19 protein-coding genes are annotated in these 14349 nt (G+C 68.8%); 12 read left to right on the top strand and 7 right to left on the bottom strand.

Features of this window, described 5'->3' with window-relative positions; all coding sequences use genetic code 11:
• Positions 1-144: 144 nt before the first annotated feature.
• Together PSV23_RS01770 and PSV23_RS01765 are read left to right on the top strand one after the other, a co-directional pair.
• Complete coding sequence (locus tag PSV23_RS01770) at positions 145-603, top strand: RidA family protein (protein ID WP_300465784.1); 459 nt, start codon at positions 145-147, stop codon at positions 601-603.
• Between the two features lie 181 nt (positions 604-784).
• Positions 785-1933, top strand: coding sequence for a GNAT family N-acetyltransferase (locus PSV23_RS01765; RefSeq protein ID WP_300465783.1), 1149 nt, complete (start codon positions 785-787; stop codon positions 1931-1933).
• 4 nt (positions 1934-1937) lie between these two features.
• Here the strand turns inward: PSV23_RS01765 and PSV23_RS01760 are convergent, their stop codons facing one another.
• A complete protein-coding gene (locus PSV23_RS01760; RefSeq protein WP_300465782.1) occupies positions 1938-2297 on the bottom strand; it encodes a phage holin family protein in 360 nt (119 codons plus the stop codon).
• A 104-nt stretch (positions 2298-2401) separates the two neighbouring features.
• Between PSV23_RS01760 and PSV23_RS01755 the strand changes: the two genes are divergently transcribed.
• Positions 2402-2842 (top strand): HIT family protein, encoded by a 441-nt coding sequence (locus tag PSV23_RS01755; protein ID WP_300465781.1) that lies wholly within the window; start codon positions 2402-2404, stop codon positions 2840-2842.
• Here PSV23_RS01755 and PSV23_RS01750 read toward each other — a convergent pair.
• A complete protein-coding gene (locus PSV23_RS01750; RefSeq protein WP_300465780.1) occupies positions 2839-4689 on the bottom strand; it encodes an ABC transporter transmembrane domain-containing protein in 1851 nt (616 codons plus the stop codon). The two genes, PSV23_RS01755 and PSV23_RS01750, sit on opposite strands and share 4 nt — an antisense overlap.
• A gap of 133 nt (positions 4690-4822) precedes the next feature.
• On the opposite strand from PSV23_RS01750, the gene rpmE reads away from it, so the two are divergent.
• Together rpmE and PSV23_RS01740 are read left to right on the top strand one after the other, a co-directional pair.
• Entirely contained in the window at positions 4823-5047 is a 225-nt protein-coding gene (gene rpmE / locus PSV23_RS01745; RefSeq protein WP_055830066.1) for a 50S ribosomal protein L31, read from the top strand.
• Between the two features lie 176 nt (positions 5048-5223).
• Positions 5224-6780, top strand: coding sequence for a murein L,D-transpeptidase (locus tag PSV23_RS01740; RefSeq protein ID WP_300465779.1), 1557 nt, complete (start codon positions 5224-5226; stop codon positions 6778-6780).
• Between the two features lie 3 nt (positions 6781-6783).
• Here the strand turns inward: PSV23_RS01740 and PSV23_RS01735 are convergent, their stop codons facing one another.
• Positions 6784-7317: a DUF1465 family protein gene (locus PSV23_RS01735; RefSeq protein WP_370460975.1), complete on the bottom strand. Its 534-nt coding sequence runs from the start codon at positions 7315-7317 to the stop codon at positions 6784-6786.
• Between the two features lie 83 nt (positions 7318-7400).
• On the bottom strand, positions 7401-7604 hold the full coding sequence (locus PSV23_RS01730) for a DUF1192 domain-containing protein (RefSeq protein ID WP_300465778.1): 204 nt from the start codon (positions 7602-7604) through the stop codon (positions 7401-7403).
• A gap of 84 nt (positions 7605-7688) precedes the next feature.
• Between PSV23_RS01730 and PSV23_RS01725 the strand changes: the two genes are divergently transcribed.
• Positions 7689-8660 (top strand): NAD(P)H-quinone oxidoreductase, encoded by a 972-nt coding sequence (locus tag PSV23_RS01725; protein ID WP_300465777.1) that lies wholly within the window; start codon positions 7689-7691, stop codon positions 8658-8660.
• Positions 8661-8662: 2 nt separating this feature from the next.
• Here PSV23_RS01725 and PSV23_RS01720 read toward each other — a convergent pair whose 3' ends face one another.
• Positions 8663-9256: a beta/gamma crystallin-related protein gene (locus PSV23_RS01720; RefSeq protein ID WP_300465776.1), complete on the bottom strand. Its 594-nt coding sequence runs from the start codon at positions 9254-9256 to the stop codon at positions 8663-8665.
• A gap of 217 nt (positions 9257-9473) precedes the next feature.
• On the opposite strand from PSV23_RS01720, the gene PSV23_RS01715 reads away from it, so the two are divergent.
• Positions 9474-10145 carry a DUF1013 domain-containing protein gene (locus PSV23_RS01715; protein ID WP_055830056.1) on the top strand — a complete coding sequence of 224 codons (672 nt, stop codon included), beginning with the start codon at positions 9474-9476 and terminating at the stop codon, positions 10143-10145.
• Positions 10146-10206: 61 nt separating this feature from the next.
• Here PSV23_RS01715 and PSV23_RS01710 read toward each other — a convergent pair whose 3' ends face one another.
• The gene (locus PSV23_RS01710; protein WP_056620699.1) at positions 10207-10380 is read right to left on the bottom strand and encodes a YdcH family protein; all 174 of its coding nucleotides are present in this window, start codon (positions 10378-10380) and stop codon (positions 10207-10209) included.
• A gap of 128 nt (positions 10381-10508) precedes the next feature.
• Here PSV23_RS01710 and PSV23_RS01705 point away from each other — a divergent pair, with 128 nt between their 5' ends.
• Genes PSV23_RS01705 through PSV23_RS01695 form a run of 3 tightly spaced genes read left to right on the top strand, consistent with a single transcriptional unit; the run spans position 10509 to position 11846 of the window.
• A complete protein-coding gene (locus PSV23_RS01705; RefSeq protein ID WP_300465788.1) occupies positions 10509-11123 on the top strand; it encodes a UbiX family flavin prenyltransferase in 615 nt (204 codons plus the stop codon).
• Entirely contained in the window at positions 11120-11584 is a 465-nt protein-coding gene (locus tag PSV23_RS01700) for a TIGR02444 family protein (protein ID WP_300465775.1), read from the top strand. The genes PSV23_RS01705 and PSV23_RS01700 overlap by 4 nt, the downstream gene beginning before the upstream one ends.
• Positions 11585-11621: 37 nt before the next feature.
• Positions 11622-11846 (top strand): YdcH family protein, encoded by a 225-nt coding sequence (locus PSV23_RS01695; RefSeq protein ID WP_300465774.1) that lies wholly within the window; start codon positions 11622-11624, stop codon positions 11844-11846.
• Positions 11847-11852: 6 nt separating this feature from the next.
• On the opposite strand, the gene PSV23_RS01690 is transcribed toward PSV23_RS01695, so the two are convergent.
• Positions 11853-12416, bottom strand: a complete 564-nt coding sequence (locus PSV23_RS01690) for a GGDEF domain-containing protein (protein WP_300465773.1) — start codon at positions 12414-12416, stop codon at positions 11853-11855.
• Between the two features lie 125 nt (positions 12417-12541).
• On the opposite strand from PSV23_RS01690, the gene purE reads away from it, so the two are divergent.
• Together purE and PSV23_RS01680 are read left to right on the top strand one after the other, a co-directional pair.
• Positions 12542-13030 (top strand): 5-(carboxyamino)imidazole ribonucleotide mutase, encoded by a 489-nt coding sequence (gene purE / locus PSV23_RS01685; RefSeq protein ID WP_300465772.1) that lies wholly within the window; start codon positions 12542-12544, stop codon positions 13028-13030.
• Positions 13031-14104 (top strand): 5-(carboxyamino)imidazole ribonucleotide synthase, encoded by a 1074-nt coding sequence (locus PSV23_RS01680; RefSeq protein ID WP_300465771.1) that lies wholly within the window; start codon positions 13031-13033, stop codon positions 14102-14104.
• Positions 14105-14349: the final 245 nt, after the last annotated feature.

Below are 14349 nucleotides of genomic sequence, written 5' to 3'. Positions count from 1 at the left end.
TTCGTCGAAACGGTAATCTCTATCTTCATCCGGGCGAAGGCCCGGACGCTCCGCCACGCCTCCCACAACCGCTTTTCCCGAAGCGGCGATGACACGCGCCCGCCCCCGCGCTAAACCGCCGCCAAACCCCCAGGAGCCCAGCCCATGACCGTCGCCGCCCGCCTCGCCGAACTCGGCATCTCCCTGCCGGAACCCGCCAGGGCGGTGGCCAACTATGTGCCCTTCGTACAGACCGGGAACCTGGTCCACATCTCCGGCCAGCTGTCGAACGACGCCTCGGGCGGGATCAAGGGCACGGTCGGCGCCGATGTGTCTCCGGACCAGGCGAAGGACGCGGCCCGCATGTGCGGCGTCAACCTGCTGGCCCAGATGTCCGCGGCTCTGGACGGCGATCTCGAGCGTGTCGTCCGCGTCGTCAAACTGGGCGGCTTCGTCCAGGCCGCCGGCGACTTCGAGGCCATTCCGGCCGTCATCAACGGCTGTTCGGACCTGATGGTCGAGGTCTTCGGCGACAAGGGCCGCCACGCCCGCTCGGCCGTCGGCGTCTACAAACTCCCCCTCGGCTTCGCCGTCGAGGTGGACGCCATCGTGGAAGTGCGCTGATCGCACCCGTCGCGCACATACTCCGCTCATCCCGGCGACCCGGAGGGCGGCGCGAAGCAGCCAAACCGGGACCCAGTGCCTTGGGTGATCCGGCCGGACCGGTGATCTCCGCTCGTTGTCCTCAAACGCCGGCGTCAAGCTGGACAGAACCGGGTCCCGGCTTTCGCCGGAATGCACGGATTTGAGTTTCCAGATCCACGTCCACGACCGGGTCGCCGACATAGGCCGCGACGCCTGGGACGCCTGCGCGTCCGCCTCAGGCGACCCGTTCGTCTCCTTCGACTTCCTCGACGCCTGCGAGGCCTCCGGCAGCGCCGTCCCCCGTCAGGGCTGGGCCGGCCGCCACCTGTCTCTGCGAGACGAAAACGGCCGCGTCATCGGCGTCATGCCGCTCTGGCTCAAGGGCAACAGCCAGGGCGAATACGTCTTCGACCACAGCTGGGCCGACGCCTATGAGCGCGCCGGCGGCCGCTACTATCCCAAGCTTCTGGCCGGCGTGCCCTTCACCCCCGTCACCGGCCCGCGCTTCCTCGCCCATCCCGACGCCGACGCGGCTGCGGTGCGGCAGGCCCTGCTGCAAGGCGCCCTGGCCCTGACCGAACGGCTCGGCGTCTCGTCCCTGCACGTCAACTTCCCGACCCGCCCCGAATGGGACGCCATGGGCGAGGCCGGCCTGCTGCAGCGTCAGGACATGCAATACGTCTGGCGCAATAAGGGCTACGAAACCTTCGACGACTTCCTCGCCGCCCTGTCCTCGAACCGCCGCAAGACCATCCGCCGCGAACGCCGCGAGGCGCAGGCGGGCCTCGACATCCGCGTCCTCACCGGGGCCGACATCACCGAGGCCCACTGGGACGCCTTCTTCGCCTTCTACATGGACACGGGCGAGCGCAAATGGGGCCGGCCCTATCTGACGCGCGACTTCTTCACCCGCCTCGGCGCGACCATGGCCGACCGCATCGCCCTGGTGCTGGCCTTCCGCGACGGCGCGCCCATCGCCGGCGCCCTGAACCTGATCGGGGCCGACGCCCTGTACGGCCGTCAGTGGGGCGCGCTGGAGGAGGTCCCCTTCCTCCATTTCGAGCTCTGCTACTACCAGGCCATCGACTTCGCCATTTCGCGCGGCCTGTCGCGCGTCGAGGCCGGGGCCCAGGGCGAGCACAAGATCGCCCGCGGCTACCTGCCCTCCCCGGTCTACTCGGCCCACTTCATCGCCGACCCGGCACTGCGCGAGCCCGTGGCCCGGTATCTGGAAGGCGAGCGCCCTGCGGTCGAGGCCGAGATCGCCTTGATGGCCGAGGAGCTGTCGCCTTACCGGAAGGGCGGCTGATGTCTCAGCCGTCGCGCCTCGGATCCTCGCCGATGAACCAGCCGGCGATCCAGCTGACGATGCCGGTGACGATGGCCGCGCCGATGCCGGCCCACAGGCCGTCGACCACGAAGCCGCCCAGCAGCATCGCCACCAGGCCGATCACCGCCGCATTCACCACCAGCAGGAACAGGCCGAAGGTGATGATCGTCAGCGGGAAGGTCAGGATCGTCAGGATCGGCCGAACGATGGCGTTGGCCACCCCCAGCAGCACCGCCGCCAGCAGCAGCGACGGGGTGTCGGTGAACCCGACGCCCGGCACGACCTGGGCCGCCAGCCACAGGGCCAGGCAGGTGACGAGAAACTGGACGATGAAACGCAGCATGGCCGACTCCCTTTTGACCTCGACCCTAACACCCGAGGACCGCCGGGGCTCCCCTCGTCCGGGCCGCGTCGCTAATCTGCGCTGAAAGCCGCCCGGAGCCTCCCATGACCCTGAAAGCCCCCTACGATCCCGACAACATCTTCGCCCGAATTCTGCGCGGCGAGATTCCGGCGGTGAAGGTTTGGGAGGACGACCACGTCCTCGCCTTCATGGACGTCTTCCCCCAGTCGGAAGGCCACGTCCTGCTGATCTCCAGAACCTCCACCGCCCGCACCCTGCTCGAGATCGAACCCGACGCGCTCGCCCGCCTGACCGAAGCGACCCGGCGCACCGCCCGCGCGGTCGAAAAGGCGCTCCGGCCCGACGGCCTCCAGATCATGCAGTTCAACGGCGAGGCGGGCGGCCAGACTGTCTTCCACCTGCATTTCCACATCATCCCGCGCTGGACGGATCGTTCGATGAAAGGACACGGCCATGCCCCCATGGCCGACACGGAAACCCTGCGCGCCCTTGCCGACCGGATCGCCGCCGCGCTTGACTCCTAGTCGGCCCGGAACTGCAGCTCGGCCAGCTTGGCGTACAGTCCGCCCTGCGCCATCAGCGCCCGGTGCGTGCCTTCCTGCACCACCTTGCCGTCCTCCATCACCACGATCCGGTCGGCCCGCAGCACCGTGGCCAGCCGGTGGGCGATGACGATGGTCGTGCGGTCCTGCATCGCCTGATCCAGCGCCGCCTGCACCAGCCGCTCGTTCTCGGCGTCCAGGGCCGAGGTCGCCTCGTCCAGCAGCAGGATGGGGGCGTCGCGGACCAGGGCCCGGGCGATGGCCAACCGCTGACGCTGGCCGCCCGACAGGCTCTTGCCGCGCTCGCCCAGCGGGGTATCGAACCCCTCGGGCAACGCCTCGACGAAGCCGAGGGCCTGGGCCTCCTCGGCGGCGGCGCGCACCTCGTCGTCCGTGGCGGCGTCGCGGCCGAAGCGGATGTTCTCGCTGGCCGAGCCGGAGAACAGCGGGGCCTCCTGCGAAACCCAGGCGAAACGGCTGCGGACGGCCACGGGATCGGCGGCGCGAACGTCGACGCCGTCCACGGACACCACTCCGGCCTGCGGATCGTAAAAGCGCAGCAGAAGCCGGAAGACGGTGCTCTTCCCGGCCCCCGACGGCCCGACCAGGGCCACGGTCTCGCCCGGCCGCACGGTGAGCGAAAATCCTTTCAGCGCCGGCAGGTCGGGACGGCCGGGATAGGCGAACTGCACCGCCGCCATCGACACCTCGCCCGTAGGCGGCTCGGGCAGCGCTTCGGGCGTCTCCGGCGCCCGTATGGCGGCCTCGCTGCGCATCAGCTCGTCGATCCGCTCCATGGCGCCGGCGGCCTTCTGCACATCGCCCCAGCTCTCGCCGAGCGCCCCGACGGCCCCGGCCGAGAACACCGACAGCAGCACGAACTGCAACAGCGCGCCCGGGCTCATCCGTCCGGCGATGACGTCCTGGGCCCCCAGCCACAGCACCAGGGTTACGCCGCCGAACATCACCACGATGATCATGGCGGTCATGACGGCGCGGGCCTTCATGCGCGTCAGCGAGATGCCGAAGGCCGTCTCGACGGCGTCGCCAAACCGGGCGATGGCGCTGCGCTCACGGCCGAAGGCCTGCACGGTCTCGATGGCGTCGACGCTCTCGCCGGCGAATCCGACGGCGCTGGCGAAGCGGTCCTGCGAGGCGACGGTGAGTTTGCGCACCGTACGCCCGAAAAGGAACAGAGGGCCCAGCAGCAGGGGCACCACCAGCAGGACCAGGCCCGTCAGCTTCGGACTGACGACGAACAGCAGGATGGTCCCGCCGATCAGGGTCAGCAGGTTGCGCAGGGCGAAGGAGACCGAGGTCGTCAGCAGGGTCTCGACCAGGGCGATGTCGGTGGTCAGGCGAGACAGGACCTCCCCGGTCCGCATCCGGGCGTAGAAGGCCGGATCCAGCGTCAGGATTCGCTCGAACAGGCCCTTGCGCAGGTCGGCGATGACGCGCTCGCCGGTCTTGGTCACGAAATAATACCGGATCGCCGTCGCGAAACCGAGAAACAGGGCGTTGGCGCCCAGCAACAGGAACCACAGGTTCAGCTGCGCCCCGCCGTTGTCGAAACCGTTGTCGATCGCGCCCCGGGCCGCAGCCGTCAGGGCCAGTGAGGCCGAGGCGGACAGGATCAGCCACACACCGGCCATGGCGGCGTGGCCCTTGTGCCGCATGGCGTAGGGCAGCAACCGCGCCAGCGGACGGATGTCCCGACGCTTGGCCCGGCGCTCGCCGGCCTCGCCCATCTGTTCGACCAGCAGGGCGCCCGCGCCCGGCCGTCCCCGGATGTCGGCTGCGTCGGCGGCGGAGGCGGTTGCATCTGTCATGGCGCGCGCCTCTTGCCCCGGAACGGCCCCCGGTGTAAACGCCGCCGCTCATTCCCGCCCTTCGCTGGCGGGTTTTCTCATTTTCGCGCTCCGACGGTCGGCATCGTCATCGCGCAGAGACCGGACCAGGACCATGAAGGCGGATACGCACCCCGACTACCACTTCATCACCGTGACGATGACCGATGGTACGACCTATCAGACGCGCTCGACCTACCAGAAGGAAGGCGCCGTCCTGAACCTGGACATCGATCCGCTGACCCACCCGGCCTGGACCGGCGGCAACCAGCACATGCTGGACCGCGGCGGCCGCGTTTCGCGCTTCAACAACAAGTTCGCCGGCTTCATCAAGAAGTAGGCCGCTGCGGGGACGGGCTTTCCAGCCACACCCCGAGGCAAGATGACAACAAAGGCGTCGGTCTCCGGACCGGCGCCTTTCTGTTTGACCGGAACGCCGATAACATCAAGGCGTTGGCTGTTTCGGGGGGCGAGGACACGGTGTCCCGCATCGAAACGGGCGTAGAGATCCTGGCTATGAATCGACGGCAACTCGGATTGGGCGCGGCCGTAACGGCGTTTGCGTCCGCCATGGGTCAGGCGGCCTCGGCCCAGACTCGCGATCCCGGCGCCGTCGCCTTTTACGACCGGTTCAACGATCAGCTGGCCCGCCTGCCCGCCGGGATCCAGCCCGATATCCGCGCCTTCTACGAACTGAACGGCTGGCGCCCGGTCTGGAACCCTGAGCGGCTGCGCGCGCTGCAGGCCGCCGCGGGCCGTGCCGAGCGTCATGGCCTGTCGCAGACTGACTATTTCAACTTCGAAACCCTGGCCGCCGACCCCGACGACGCCGAGATGCGCACCACGGCGGCCGCCATGGGCTATGCCCGCGTCCTGGCCGAGGGCCGCGTGCGTCCCGAGACGGTCGAAGACCTGTGGGAGATGCAGAAGAATCGCGTCGACCTGCCCGTCGGCCTCAACGACGCCCTGGCCCAGAACCGTCTGGTCGACTGGTTCGAAGGTCTGGCCCCCACCGACATCGGCTATTCGAACCTGTCCGCCGGCTACGTCCGCTATCGCCGGTTGATCCGCGAAGGCGGCTGGCCCTCGTTCCGCCAGGGGCCGACCATCGAGCCGGGCGCCAGTGACGCCCGCATTCCCGCGCTCATCCAGCGCCTCGTCGCCGAAGGCGACCTGCCCGCGGCCGACGGCACGCGTTTGACCGAGCAGGGCATCGTCTACGGCCCCGAGCTCCAGGCAGCCGTGCGCGGCTTCCAGGTCCGGCACGGCCTCACCGCCGATGGCCGGATCGGCACGGGCAGCCAGCGCTCCCTGTCCGCCTCCGCCGAGGACCGCGCCCGCCAGATCGCCCTGAACCTGGAACGCCGCCGCTGGCTGAAGCGCGAGGTCTCGCCCGAACGGATCGAGGTCAACACCGCCGCCGCCATCATGGTCTACTGGAAGGACGGTCGCCCCGTTCACTCCAACCGCGTCGTCTGCGGTTCTCCCACCAACCAGACGCCCAGCCTCGAGAAGCCGTTCGCCTCGGTGGTGGCGAATCCGCCCTGGTACGTGCCCGCCTCGATCGCCCGAAACGAAATCCTGCCTCGCGGTCCCGGCTATCTGGCCAGCCAGAACATGTACATTTCGAACGGCACGGTAATTCAGCGCGCCGGGCCGACCGCCGCACTGGGCTACGTGAAGTTCGAACTGCGCGACAGCTACGCCATCTTCCTGCACGACACCCCGTCCAAGGCCGCCTTCAATCTCTCCATGCGCCAGCGCTCGCACGGCTGCGTCCGGGTTCAGGGCGCGGTCGACTTCGCCCGCCTGCTGCTGTCGCCCGATCCGGCCCTGCTGGAACAGTTCGACACCGCCCAGGACACCCGGGAGACCAAACGCATCGCCACGGGCCGAGAGATCAGCGTGCGCCTGCTGTACTGGACCGCCTTCGTCGACGGTCAAGGCCGGGTGGCCTTCCGCGAGGATGTCTACGAGCGTGACGCCAAGCTGGCCGAGGCCCTCGGCATCGCCATCAGCCTGCCCAAGGCGGTCGATGACGGCGCCCGCGTCGCCAACGACGTCGGACCGTAGGATTCAGGTTCGAAACGCCGCCGTCAGCCGGTCCAGCTGGCTCTGCACCGGATTGACCGCATCCTCCTCCGGCGCGTCCAGATACATGCGCCGATCCAGATGCAGGACCCGGTCGTAAAGCTTCTCGGCTCGCACCAGGTACTCGACCAGGGCGATCGGCAGTTCGCTGTCGCTGGGTTCGGTCTCGGGTTTGCGATCGGCCAGCCGGTAGCGCGGCTCGCACGCCGCCAGGGACGTCATGTCGCCCTCGCGCACCGCCCGCTGCACCAGCAGCCAGGAGGCGATCTGCATCAGCCTCGTGGTAAGCTTCATGCTCTCCCCGGCGTAAGCCAGAGCCGTCGTCCGCGACAGCAGCTTGGATTCGCGCCGGCCGTCCCCGTCCAGATAGGCGGCTGTGTCCTCGACCAGCTCCATGCCCTCGCGGAAGGTGCGGTCGAACAGCTCGGAACGCGCGAAGTCATCGACCACGGCGGCCCGGCTGCGGCCGGCGGACGGAGGAATGGCGGCGTCGGTGGGCATGAAGTCAGTCAAACTCATAGAGGGGCGCGCATCCGTATCACGACCGGCACGGTTTCGCGCGGCGCTTCAGCGGACTGCAACGGTTGTGCCAACAACCTGATTCAGGATCGGAAGTTGAACATGGCGTCGGCGGCGTTGCGTTGCGACGACTTGCCCTCGATGGCCGCACGGGACCGGGCGATCTCGGCCTCCAGCCCCGCGATCCGCTGCTTCAGGTCCTCGACCGAATAGCTGTCCAGGTCCTCGCGCGTCAGGGCGATCAGCGGCGCTCCGCGCGCCGGACGGGGCTCCAGATCCTCGAACATCACCGCCTCCTTCGTGGCCAAGGGATACGCAACCGCCTATCTCAACGCCCGGATACGGACGATTGCAAGAACGGGATGAGGCGAATGCGGGTCATTGAGATCGCAGGCGGAGCGGGCCCGGCGGAGGCCCTGATCCTCGCCGAACGGCCCGATCCCGTGGCGGGACCGGGCCAGATTCGCATCCGGGTTCGGGCCGCCGGGATCAACCGGCCCGACCTCCTGCAGCGCCTGGGCCGCTACCCCGCTCCGCCGGGAGCCTCCGACATCCTCGGTCTGGAAGTGGCCGGCGAGGTGGATCAGATCGGCGATGGCGCGGCCCGCTGGTCCCTGGGCGACAGGGTCTGCGCCCTGCTGGGCGGAGGCGGCTATGCCGATCACGCGGTCGTCGACGCCCGCCACGCCCTGCCCGTCCCCGACGGTCTGGACCTGATCCAGGCCGCCACCCTGCCCGAGACAGTCTGCACCGTCTTCGCCAACGTGTTCGAGGCAGGCGCCCTGAAGGCCGGCGAAACCCTGCTGATCCACGGCGCGACCAGCGGCATCGGCGTCACCGCCATCCAGATGGCCAAGGCGGCCGGGGCCCGGGTCATCGCCACCTCCCGGGGAGCGGACAAGGCCGCCGCAGCGCTGCGGCTCGGCGCCGACCTCAGCCTCGACGCCCTCACAGACGACATGGAAACGGCCATCGTGGCATTCGGGGGGGCCGACGTGGTGCTGGACATGGTCGGCGCCGACTACGCCGCCCTCAACCAGGCGGCTCTCAAGCCGTTCGGTCGCTGGGTCGTGATCGCGACCCTCTCTGGCTCGACGGCGCAGATCGATCTGGCTCGGCTCATGATGAAGCGGATCGTACTGACCGGCTCGACCCTGCGGGCCCGGCCCGCGGACGAAAAGGCCCGACTGATCGCCGCTGTGGAGACCAGGGTCTGGCCCTGGGTCGCGTCCGGCGCCGTGCGGCCGCCGGTCGAGGCGACATTTCCGCTGGAACAGGCGTCGGCCGCCCACCTCGCGCTCGAGGCAGGCGGCCATGTCGGCAAGATCGTTCTGACGACCTGACGTTACCAGCGGCCGCCGCGGCCCACCGGACGCAGCGAGGAGATGCGGTCGTTCATGCCCCAGCGCTGCAGGTTCCGGACGTCATCGGTGAACGTCTGGCACTGGCCGCGATAGTAGGCGTCCGTGCAGGCCTCCCAGGCGCCCCGGAACTGCATCGATGAGATCGCGTCGTTGAACCCGGTGTTGGCCAGGTTCGGGACCTCGCCGTCAAACCGGAACGAGGCGCCGCGGAAATTGGCGTCGCGATAGATGGTGATCGAACCGCGTCCGCCGCCGCCCGGCCAACCGGGACCGTCGCCTCCGCCGCCGCCGGGCCGGTCCTCATACTGCCCGCGGTACGGACCGCAGACCAACAGGCCGTTGTTGTTGCGAATCTCATAGTCGGAGCAGCGGTTCAGCTCGATCGACGTGCCGCGAATCTGCCCGCGATTGGTCCGGCAGTCGGCATACAACCGGCCCCGGTTCACATATTCGCCGCTGCAGGTGTCGCGATAGTCGCCGCGCGGCGCGACGCGGGTCCCGACCTGGGGATCCTGCGACGCCGAACCCGCTCCCCCCGAAATTACCGCCGCCGCGCCCAGCATTTCAATCAACATGTCGTTCCTCCCAAACGGGGTTCCTGGACGCACAACGCGCCTGTGAAGCCAATGTTCTGCAGGACGGATGAACCTTGGCTGTACGGCGTTGTCGGCGTCCGTTTTCTTTTCGCGCGAATAGGCCTATATCGCCATCATCAACGCCCGGTCGAAAGGCCGGGCGCCGTCGTATCCAGAGCCCGGTTTTCGGGATCGAACCACAATCGGAATTGCGTCCATGACCGACATCCTCATGCCCAAGGCCACCGCGGTCTGGCTGGTCGACAACACCTCCCTGACGTTTGAGCAGATCGCCGACTTCTGCGGTCTGCACCCGCTGGAAGTGCGCGGCATCGCCGACGGCGACGTGGCCCGCGACATCCGCGGCGCCGATCCCCTGGTCAATGGCCAGTTGACGCGCGAGGAACTGGACAAGGCCCAGAACGACGAAAACTACCGCATGCAGGCCGTGGTCAGCCGCCACGCCGAACTGATGAAGGGCGGCAAGCCCGCTCCGAAGTACACGCCCGTCTCGCGCCGCCAGGACCGCCCGGACGCCATTGCCTGGTTCGTGCGCAACCACCCCGAGGTGACCGACGCCCAGATCGCCAAGATGCTCGGCACCACCAAGTCGACCATCGAGAGCGTGCGCAACCGCACCCACTGGAACAGCCCCAACATCAAGCCGGTCGACCCGGTGACCCTGGGCCTGGTCGGCCAGCTGGCCCTGGACGAACTGGTCCGCAAGGCCGCCGACAAGAAGGCGAAGGACGATGCGAAGAAGGGCGGCGCCACCCTGCAGCCCGTCGATGCGCCCGCCGAACCGGCCGAGGAGGAGTTCGTCCCCGAGGCCCGCGAACGCCGCGGGGCCGAGCCCACCGCGGCCTCGGTATTCGGCAACAAGGACTGATCGAAAAACGACCCCGGAGATTGCTCTCCGGGGCCGATGTCTTTTTCGGGAAGCCCCCTCGCTATCCCGCGCGGGCCTCCAGGCTGGTGATCTGTTCCTTGAGCCGGAGCTTCTGCTGCTTCAGCTCCCTGACGTGAAGCGAGTCCGTGGCCGGGTGGATCATCTCCCGCCGGATGGTCTCATCCAGGTTGCGGTGACGGTTTCCCAGTTCGCGGATACGAGCTTCGATGGTCATGGCTTGCGCCTCCATGTCTAAGGGACCAGTACAGTCAGCGCCGGGTCTGACCGGCTGTAGAATCACATTCCAGTGAATTGCCGACCGTCCTGATACGGACCACCCTGGAGCCCGAATTGGCCGAAGATGTGAACGGAGCCGTAAGGAACCTTTCCGGCTCGACGCCCGCCAGACTGATCGTCGGAATTTCCGGCGCATCCGGCGTGACTTACGGCGTCCGGGTGCTGGACGCCCTGCGCGAACTGGGTGTCGAAAGCCATCTGGTCGTCACCCGCGCCGCCCTGCTGACCTTGTCGCAGGAGACCGATATTTCCGCCGACGACCTGATGGGCCGCGCCGACGTGTCGCACCGGCTCAACGACGTCGGCGCCTCGATCGCCTCGGGCTCGTTCCGGACCATGGGCATGATCATCGCCCCCTGTTCCGTCCGCACCATGAGCGAGATCGCCACCGGGGTGACATCTACCCTGCTGACCCGCGCCGCCGACGTGGTCCTGAAAGAGCGCCGGCCGCTGGTGCTGATGGTGCGGGAGACGCCGTTGCACCTGGGCCATCTGCGCACCATGACCGCCCTCGCCGAGATGGGCGCGATCATCGCCCCGCCCCTGCCCGCCTTCTATGCGAAGCCCGCCAGCATCGCCGAGATGGTCGACCAGTCCGTCGGGCGCGCGCTGGATCTGTTCGGCCTCGACTGGTCCCCCGTCCGGCGCTGGGATGGGCTGAAGGGTGCGGCGGGCGAATGAGCCTGTGGGACTGGGCCGTAGCCGCCTACGCCGCCGATGGCGTGGCCGACGCCTGCCTGGAACTGCAGGACACCGCCGGCCAGAACATTCCCTTGCTTCTCTGGGCCGCCTGGTGCGCCGCCGAGGGCCGGGCGCCCGACGAGGACGCCCTGGAAGCCGCCAGCGACACCGCCCGGGCCTGGCAGGAGACCGCCATCGCCCCGCTGCGCGCCGTTCGCCGGGCGCTCAAGTCCCGCGCACCCGATCTGGATGACGCCGACCGCGAAGCTGTCCGGTCCCGGGTCAAGGCGGTGGAACTGGAGGCGGAACGCCGCCTTCTGACCGCTCTGGAGACCCTCGCCCCTTCGTCGACGGGTCCCCGCAAACCGCCGCTCGGTGCCCTCGTGGCCATAGCCCGGATCTGGTCGCCGATCACGCCCCGCGCGGGGCTGGTTCGTCTCGCCGAGCGCCTTCCGGCCTGATGCGACGCACGGTATAAATGAGGTTCGGGATCCTGGCATGAATGACGATGAACCCTTTCTGACCGAGGAAGAGCTGGCGCTCCATGCCCGGCTGAAGCTGCTTCAGCTCGAGCACGCCGACCTCGACGCCTCGATCGAGGCCCTGGCGCGCATGCCGGTGCCGGATCAGCTGATGATCGCGCGGCTGAAGCGGAAGAAGCTGGTCCTGCGCGACGAGATCACCAAGATCGAAGACCGGATCCTGCCCGACATCATCGCCTGAACGGGATCACCGCCCCTTCTTGCGAACCCACATGGCCGCGTCGGCCTCGGCCAGCCAGACCTCGGGATCGGTGTGACCGTTGAAGGCCCGGACGCCGAACGAGCCGCCCAGACGCGCCGACTGGCCGTTCCAGGCGAATTCCTCGGCCGCCAGGGCGTCGGCCAGCCGTTGCGCCTTCTCGCGGCCGCCGTTCAGGCCGGCGTTGAGCAGCAGCAGGCCGAACTCGTCGCCGCCCAGACGACCGACGGTATCCGATTCGCGTAGATTGGCCGCCAGCAGGTTGGCGATGTGAACCAGGGCGGCGTCCCCCGCGGCGTGGCCCAGACTGTCGTTGACGCCCTTGAACCCGTCCAGATCGAGATACAGCAGCACCGCCGGCGTGCCGTGGCGCTGGCAGAAGGCCATCGCGCTCTTCATTGCGGCGATGAATCCGCGCCGGTTCAGGACCGGCGTCAGCACGTCATGATCCGCCGCCGCCTCGGCCGCTTCGGCGCGACGGCGCAGGGCCTCGATCTCGGCGCGCAGGCGCTCGATCTCGTCGTAAGGGTCGATGACAGCCGCGTTGGTCACGAGCGAAGAGGGCTCCCCGGCCAGCGACTCAACACGTCCGGCCAAGGGTCAGCCTAACGCCGTCGGTTGCGGGCGCAACGCGAGTCCTGTATCGCGCCGCTTTCCCGCGAAAGGCGTGCGCATCCATGGCGACCCAGACTCCCGTGGCGATCATCATGGGCAGCCGCTCGGACTGGCCGACCATGAAACACGCCGCCGACGCGCTGGACCGGCTCGGCGTGGCCTGGGAGGCGAAGGTCGTCAGCGCCCACCGCACGCCGCAGCGCCTGTTCGACTTCGCCACCGGGGCCAGGGCGGCGGGCTTCAAGATCATCATCGCCGGGGCCGGCGGGGCGGCCCACCTGCCGGGCATGGCCGCCTCCATGACCGAACTGCCGGTGCTGGGCGTACCGGTCGAGTCCAAGGCGCTCAAGGGGATGGACAGCCTGCTCTCCATTGTCCAGATGCCGGGCGGCGTCCCGGTCGCCACCCTCGCCATCGGCGAGGCGGGGGCCAAGAACGCCGGCATCCTGGCGGCGCAGATCCTGGCCTTGGCCGATCCAGTGCTCGCAGGCCGGCTGACGGCGTTCCGCGAAGCCCAGACCGAGGCGGTCCACGAGACGGTCGAGGACTGAGTGGCTCCTCTGGCTCCCGGCGCGACCCTCGGCATTCTCGGCGGCGGCCAGCTGGGCCGCATGCTCAGCCAGGCGGCGTCACGCCTCGGCTTTAACGTCGTCATCCTCGATCCCGAGGAGAACAGTCCCGCCGGACGCGTGTCCCAGGGCCAGATCGTCGCCGCCTATGACGATCCCACGGCCTTGATGGTGCTGGGCCAGACCTGTCAGGCGGTGACCTTCGAGTTCGAAAACGTCCCCGCGACCTCGGTCGAGCGGCTGGTCGAGGGCGGCGCGGTCGTGGCGCCCGGCCCCATGGCCCTCGCCGTGGCCCAGGACCGGGTCGACGAGAAGACCTTCCTCAACGGCGTCGGCGCGACCACGGTCGACTTCGCCGCCGTCGACAGCCTCGACGACCTGCTGGCCGGGCTGGAGCGGCTCGGGACGCCGGCGGTGCTCAAGACCCGCCGCGAGGGCTATGACGGCAAGGGCCAGGTCTGGGTGCGGTCCGCGGCCATGGCGGCCGACGCCTGGAACGCCGTCGGCCAGACCCCGTCGGTGCTGGAGGCCAAGGCCCCGTTCGTGCGGGAGCTGTCGATCATCGCCGCGCGCGGCCGCGACGGCGCCATCGCCGTCTATCCCTTGGGCGAGAACGTTCACAAGGGCGGCGTGCTGAAGACCACCCTCGCCCCCGCCGCCGTCGATGCGAAGACGGAGAAGCGGGCGCGGGCCATCGCGAAGGCGGTGCTGGAGGGCCTCGACTATGTCGGGGTGCTCGGCGTCGAACTGTTCGATCTCGGAGACGGCCGCCTGCTGGTCAACGAGATCGCGCCACGCGTTCACAACACCGGCCACTGGACCCAGGACGGCTGCGTCTGCGACCAGTTCGAACAGCATATCCGCGCCATCGCCGGCTGGCCGCTGGGCCCGACCACGGCCCACGCCCGCGTCGAGATGACCAACCTGCTGGGCGACGAGATCGAACAGTGGACGAAGCTGTCCGGCAAGGCCGACGCCCGCCTGCACCTCTACGGCAAGGCCGAGGCCCGACCCGGCCGCAAGATGGGCCATGTGAACCGGGTGAAGCCGCTCTGATCCGGGACGGTTCGAGGGGCGAGAGTCTCGTATAGCCGCCGAAAAAATGCGAGCGGCAAACTCCGCGGAAGACGCCGTGCCGGCGGAGACGTTTCGACGGCTCCCGAGGACGCGCGACGGCAGGGTGGACAGTGTCAAAGACCAGGCCCGGCGGGCATTCCTCTATTATGCACAGGCTCGCGTCAGAAACGGTCGCAGGTCTGTTTGCAGCGAGGCAGACGCCGGTTCGCCGGGGCGGAAGTAGC

The organism is Brevundimonas sp., from assembly GCF_029946145.1.
Taxonomy (GTDB): domain Bacteria; phylum Pseudomonadota; class Alphaproteobacteria; order Caulobacterales; family Caulobacteraceae; genus Brevundimonas.
This window is presented reverse-complemented; position numbering and strand designations above follow the sequence as displayed.

Bases quoted from the DNA above. Each gene is read 5' to 3' on its own strand.
- PSV23_RS01770 (WP_300465784.1), top strand. From the start codon at position 145: ATGACCGTCGCCGCCCGCCTCGCCGAACTCGGCATCTCCCTGCCGGAA.
- PSV23_RS01760 (WP_300465782.1), bottom strand. From the start codon at position 2,297: ATGCTGCGTTTCATCGTCCAGTTTCTCGTCACCTGCCTGGCCCTGTGG.
- PSV23_RS01755 (WP_300465781.1), top strand. From the start codon at position 2,402: ATGACCCTGAAAGCCCCCTACGATCCCGACAACATCTTCGCCCGAATT.
- PSV23_RS01750 (WP_300465780.1), bottom strand. From the start codon at position 4,689: ATGACAGATGCAACCGCCTCCGCCGCCGACGCAGCCGACATCCGGGGA.
- rpmE (WP_055830066.1), top strand. From the start codon at position 4,823: ATGAAGGCGGATACGCACCCCGACTACCACTTCATCACCGTGACGATG.
- PSV23_RS01740 (WP_300465779.1), top strand. From the start codon at position 5,224: ATGAATCGACGGCAACTCGGATTGGGCGCGGCCGTAACGGCGTTTGCG.
- PSV23_RS01735 (WP_370460975.1), bottom strand. From the start codon at position 7,317: ATGAGTTTGACTGACTTCATGCCCACCGACGCCGCCATTCCTCCGTCC.
- PSV23_RS01730 (WP_300465778.1), bottom strand. From the start codon at position 7,604: ATGTTCGAGGATCTGGAGCCCCGTCCGGCGCGCGGAGCGCCGCTGATC.
- PSV23_RS01725 (WP_300465777.1), top strand. From the start codon at position 7,689: ATGCGGGTCATTGAGATCGCAGGCGGAGCGGGCCCGGCGGAGGCCCTG.
- PSV23_RS01720 (WP_300465776.1), bottom strand. From the start codon at position 9,256: ATGTTGATTGAAATGCTGGGCGCGGCGGCGGTAATTTCGGGGGGAGCG.
- PSV23_RS01715 (WP_055830056.1), top strand. From the start codon at position 9,474: ATGACCGACATCCTCATGCCCAAGGCCACCGCGGTCTGGCTGGTCGAC.
- PSV23_RS01710 (WP_056620699.1), bottom strand. From the start codon at position 10,380: ATGACCATCGAAGCTCGTATCCGCGAACTGGGAAACCGTCACCGCAAC.
- PSV23_RS01700 (WP_300465775.1), top strand. From the start codon at position 11,120: ATGAGCCTGTGGGACTGGGCCGTAGCCGCCTACGCCGCCGATGGCGTG.
- PSV23_RS01695 (WP_300465774.1), top strand. From the start codon at position 11,622: ATGAATGACGATGAACCCTTTCTGACCGAGGAAGAGCTGGCGCTCCAT.
- purE (WP_300465772.1), top strand. From the start codon at position 12,542: ATGGCGACCCAGACTCCCGTGGCGATCATCATGGGCAGCCGCTCGGAC.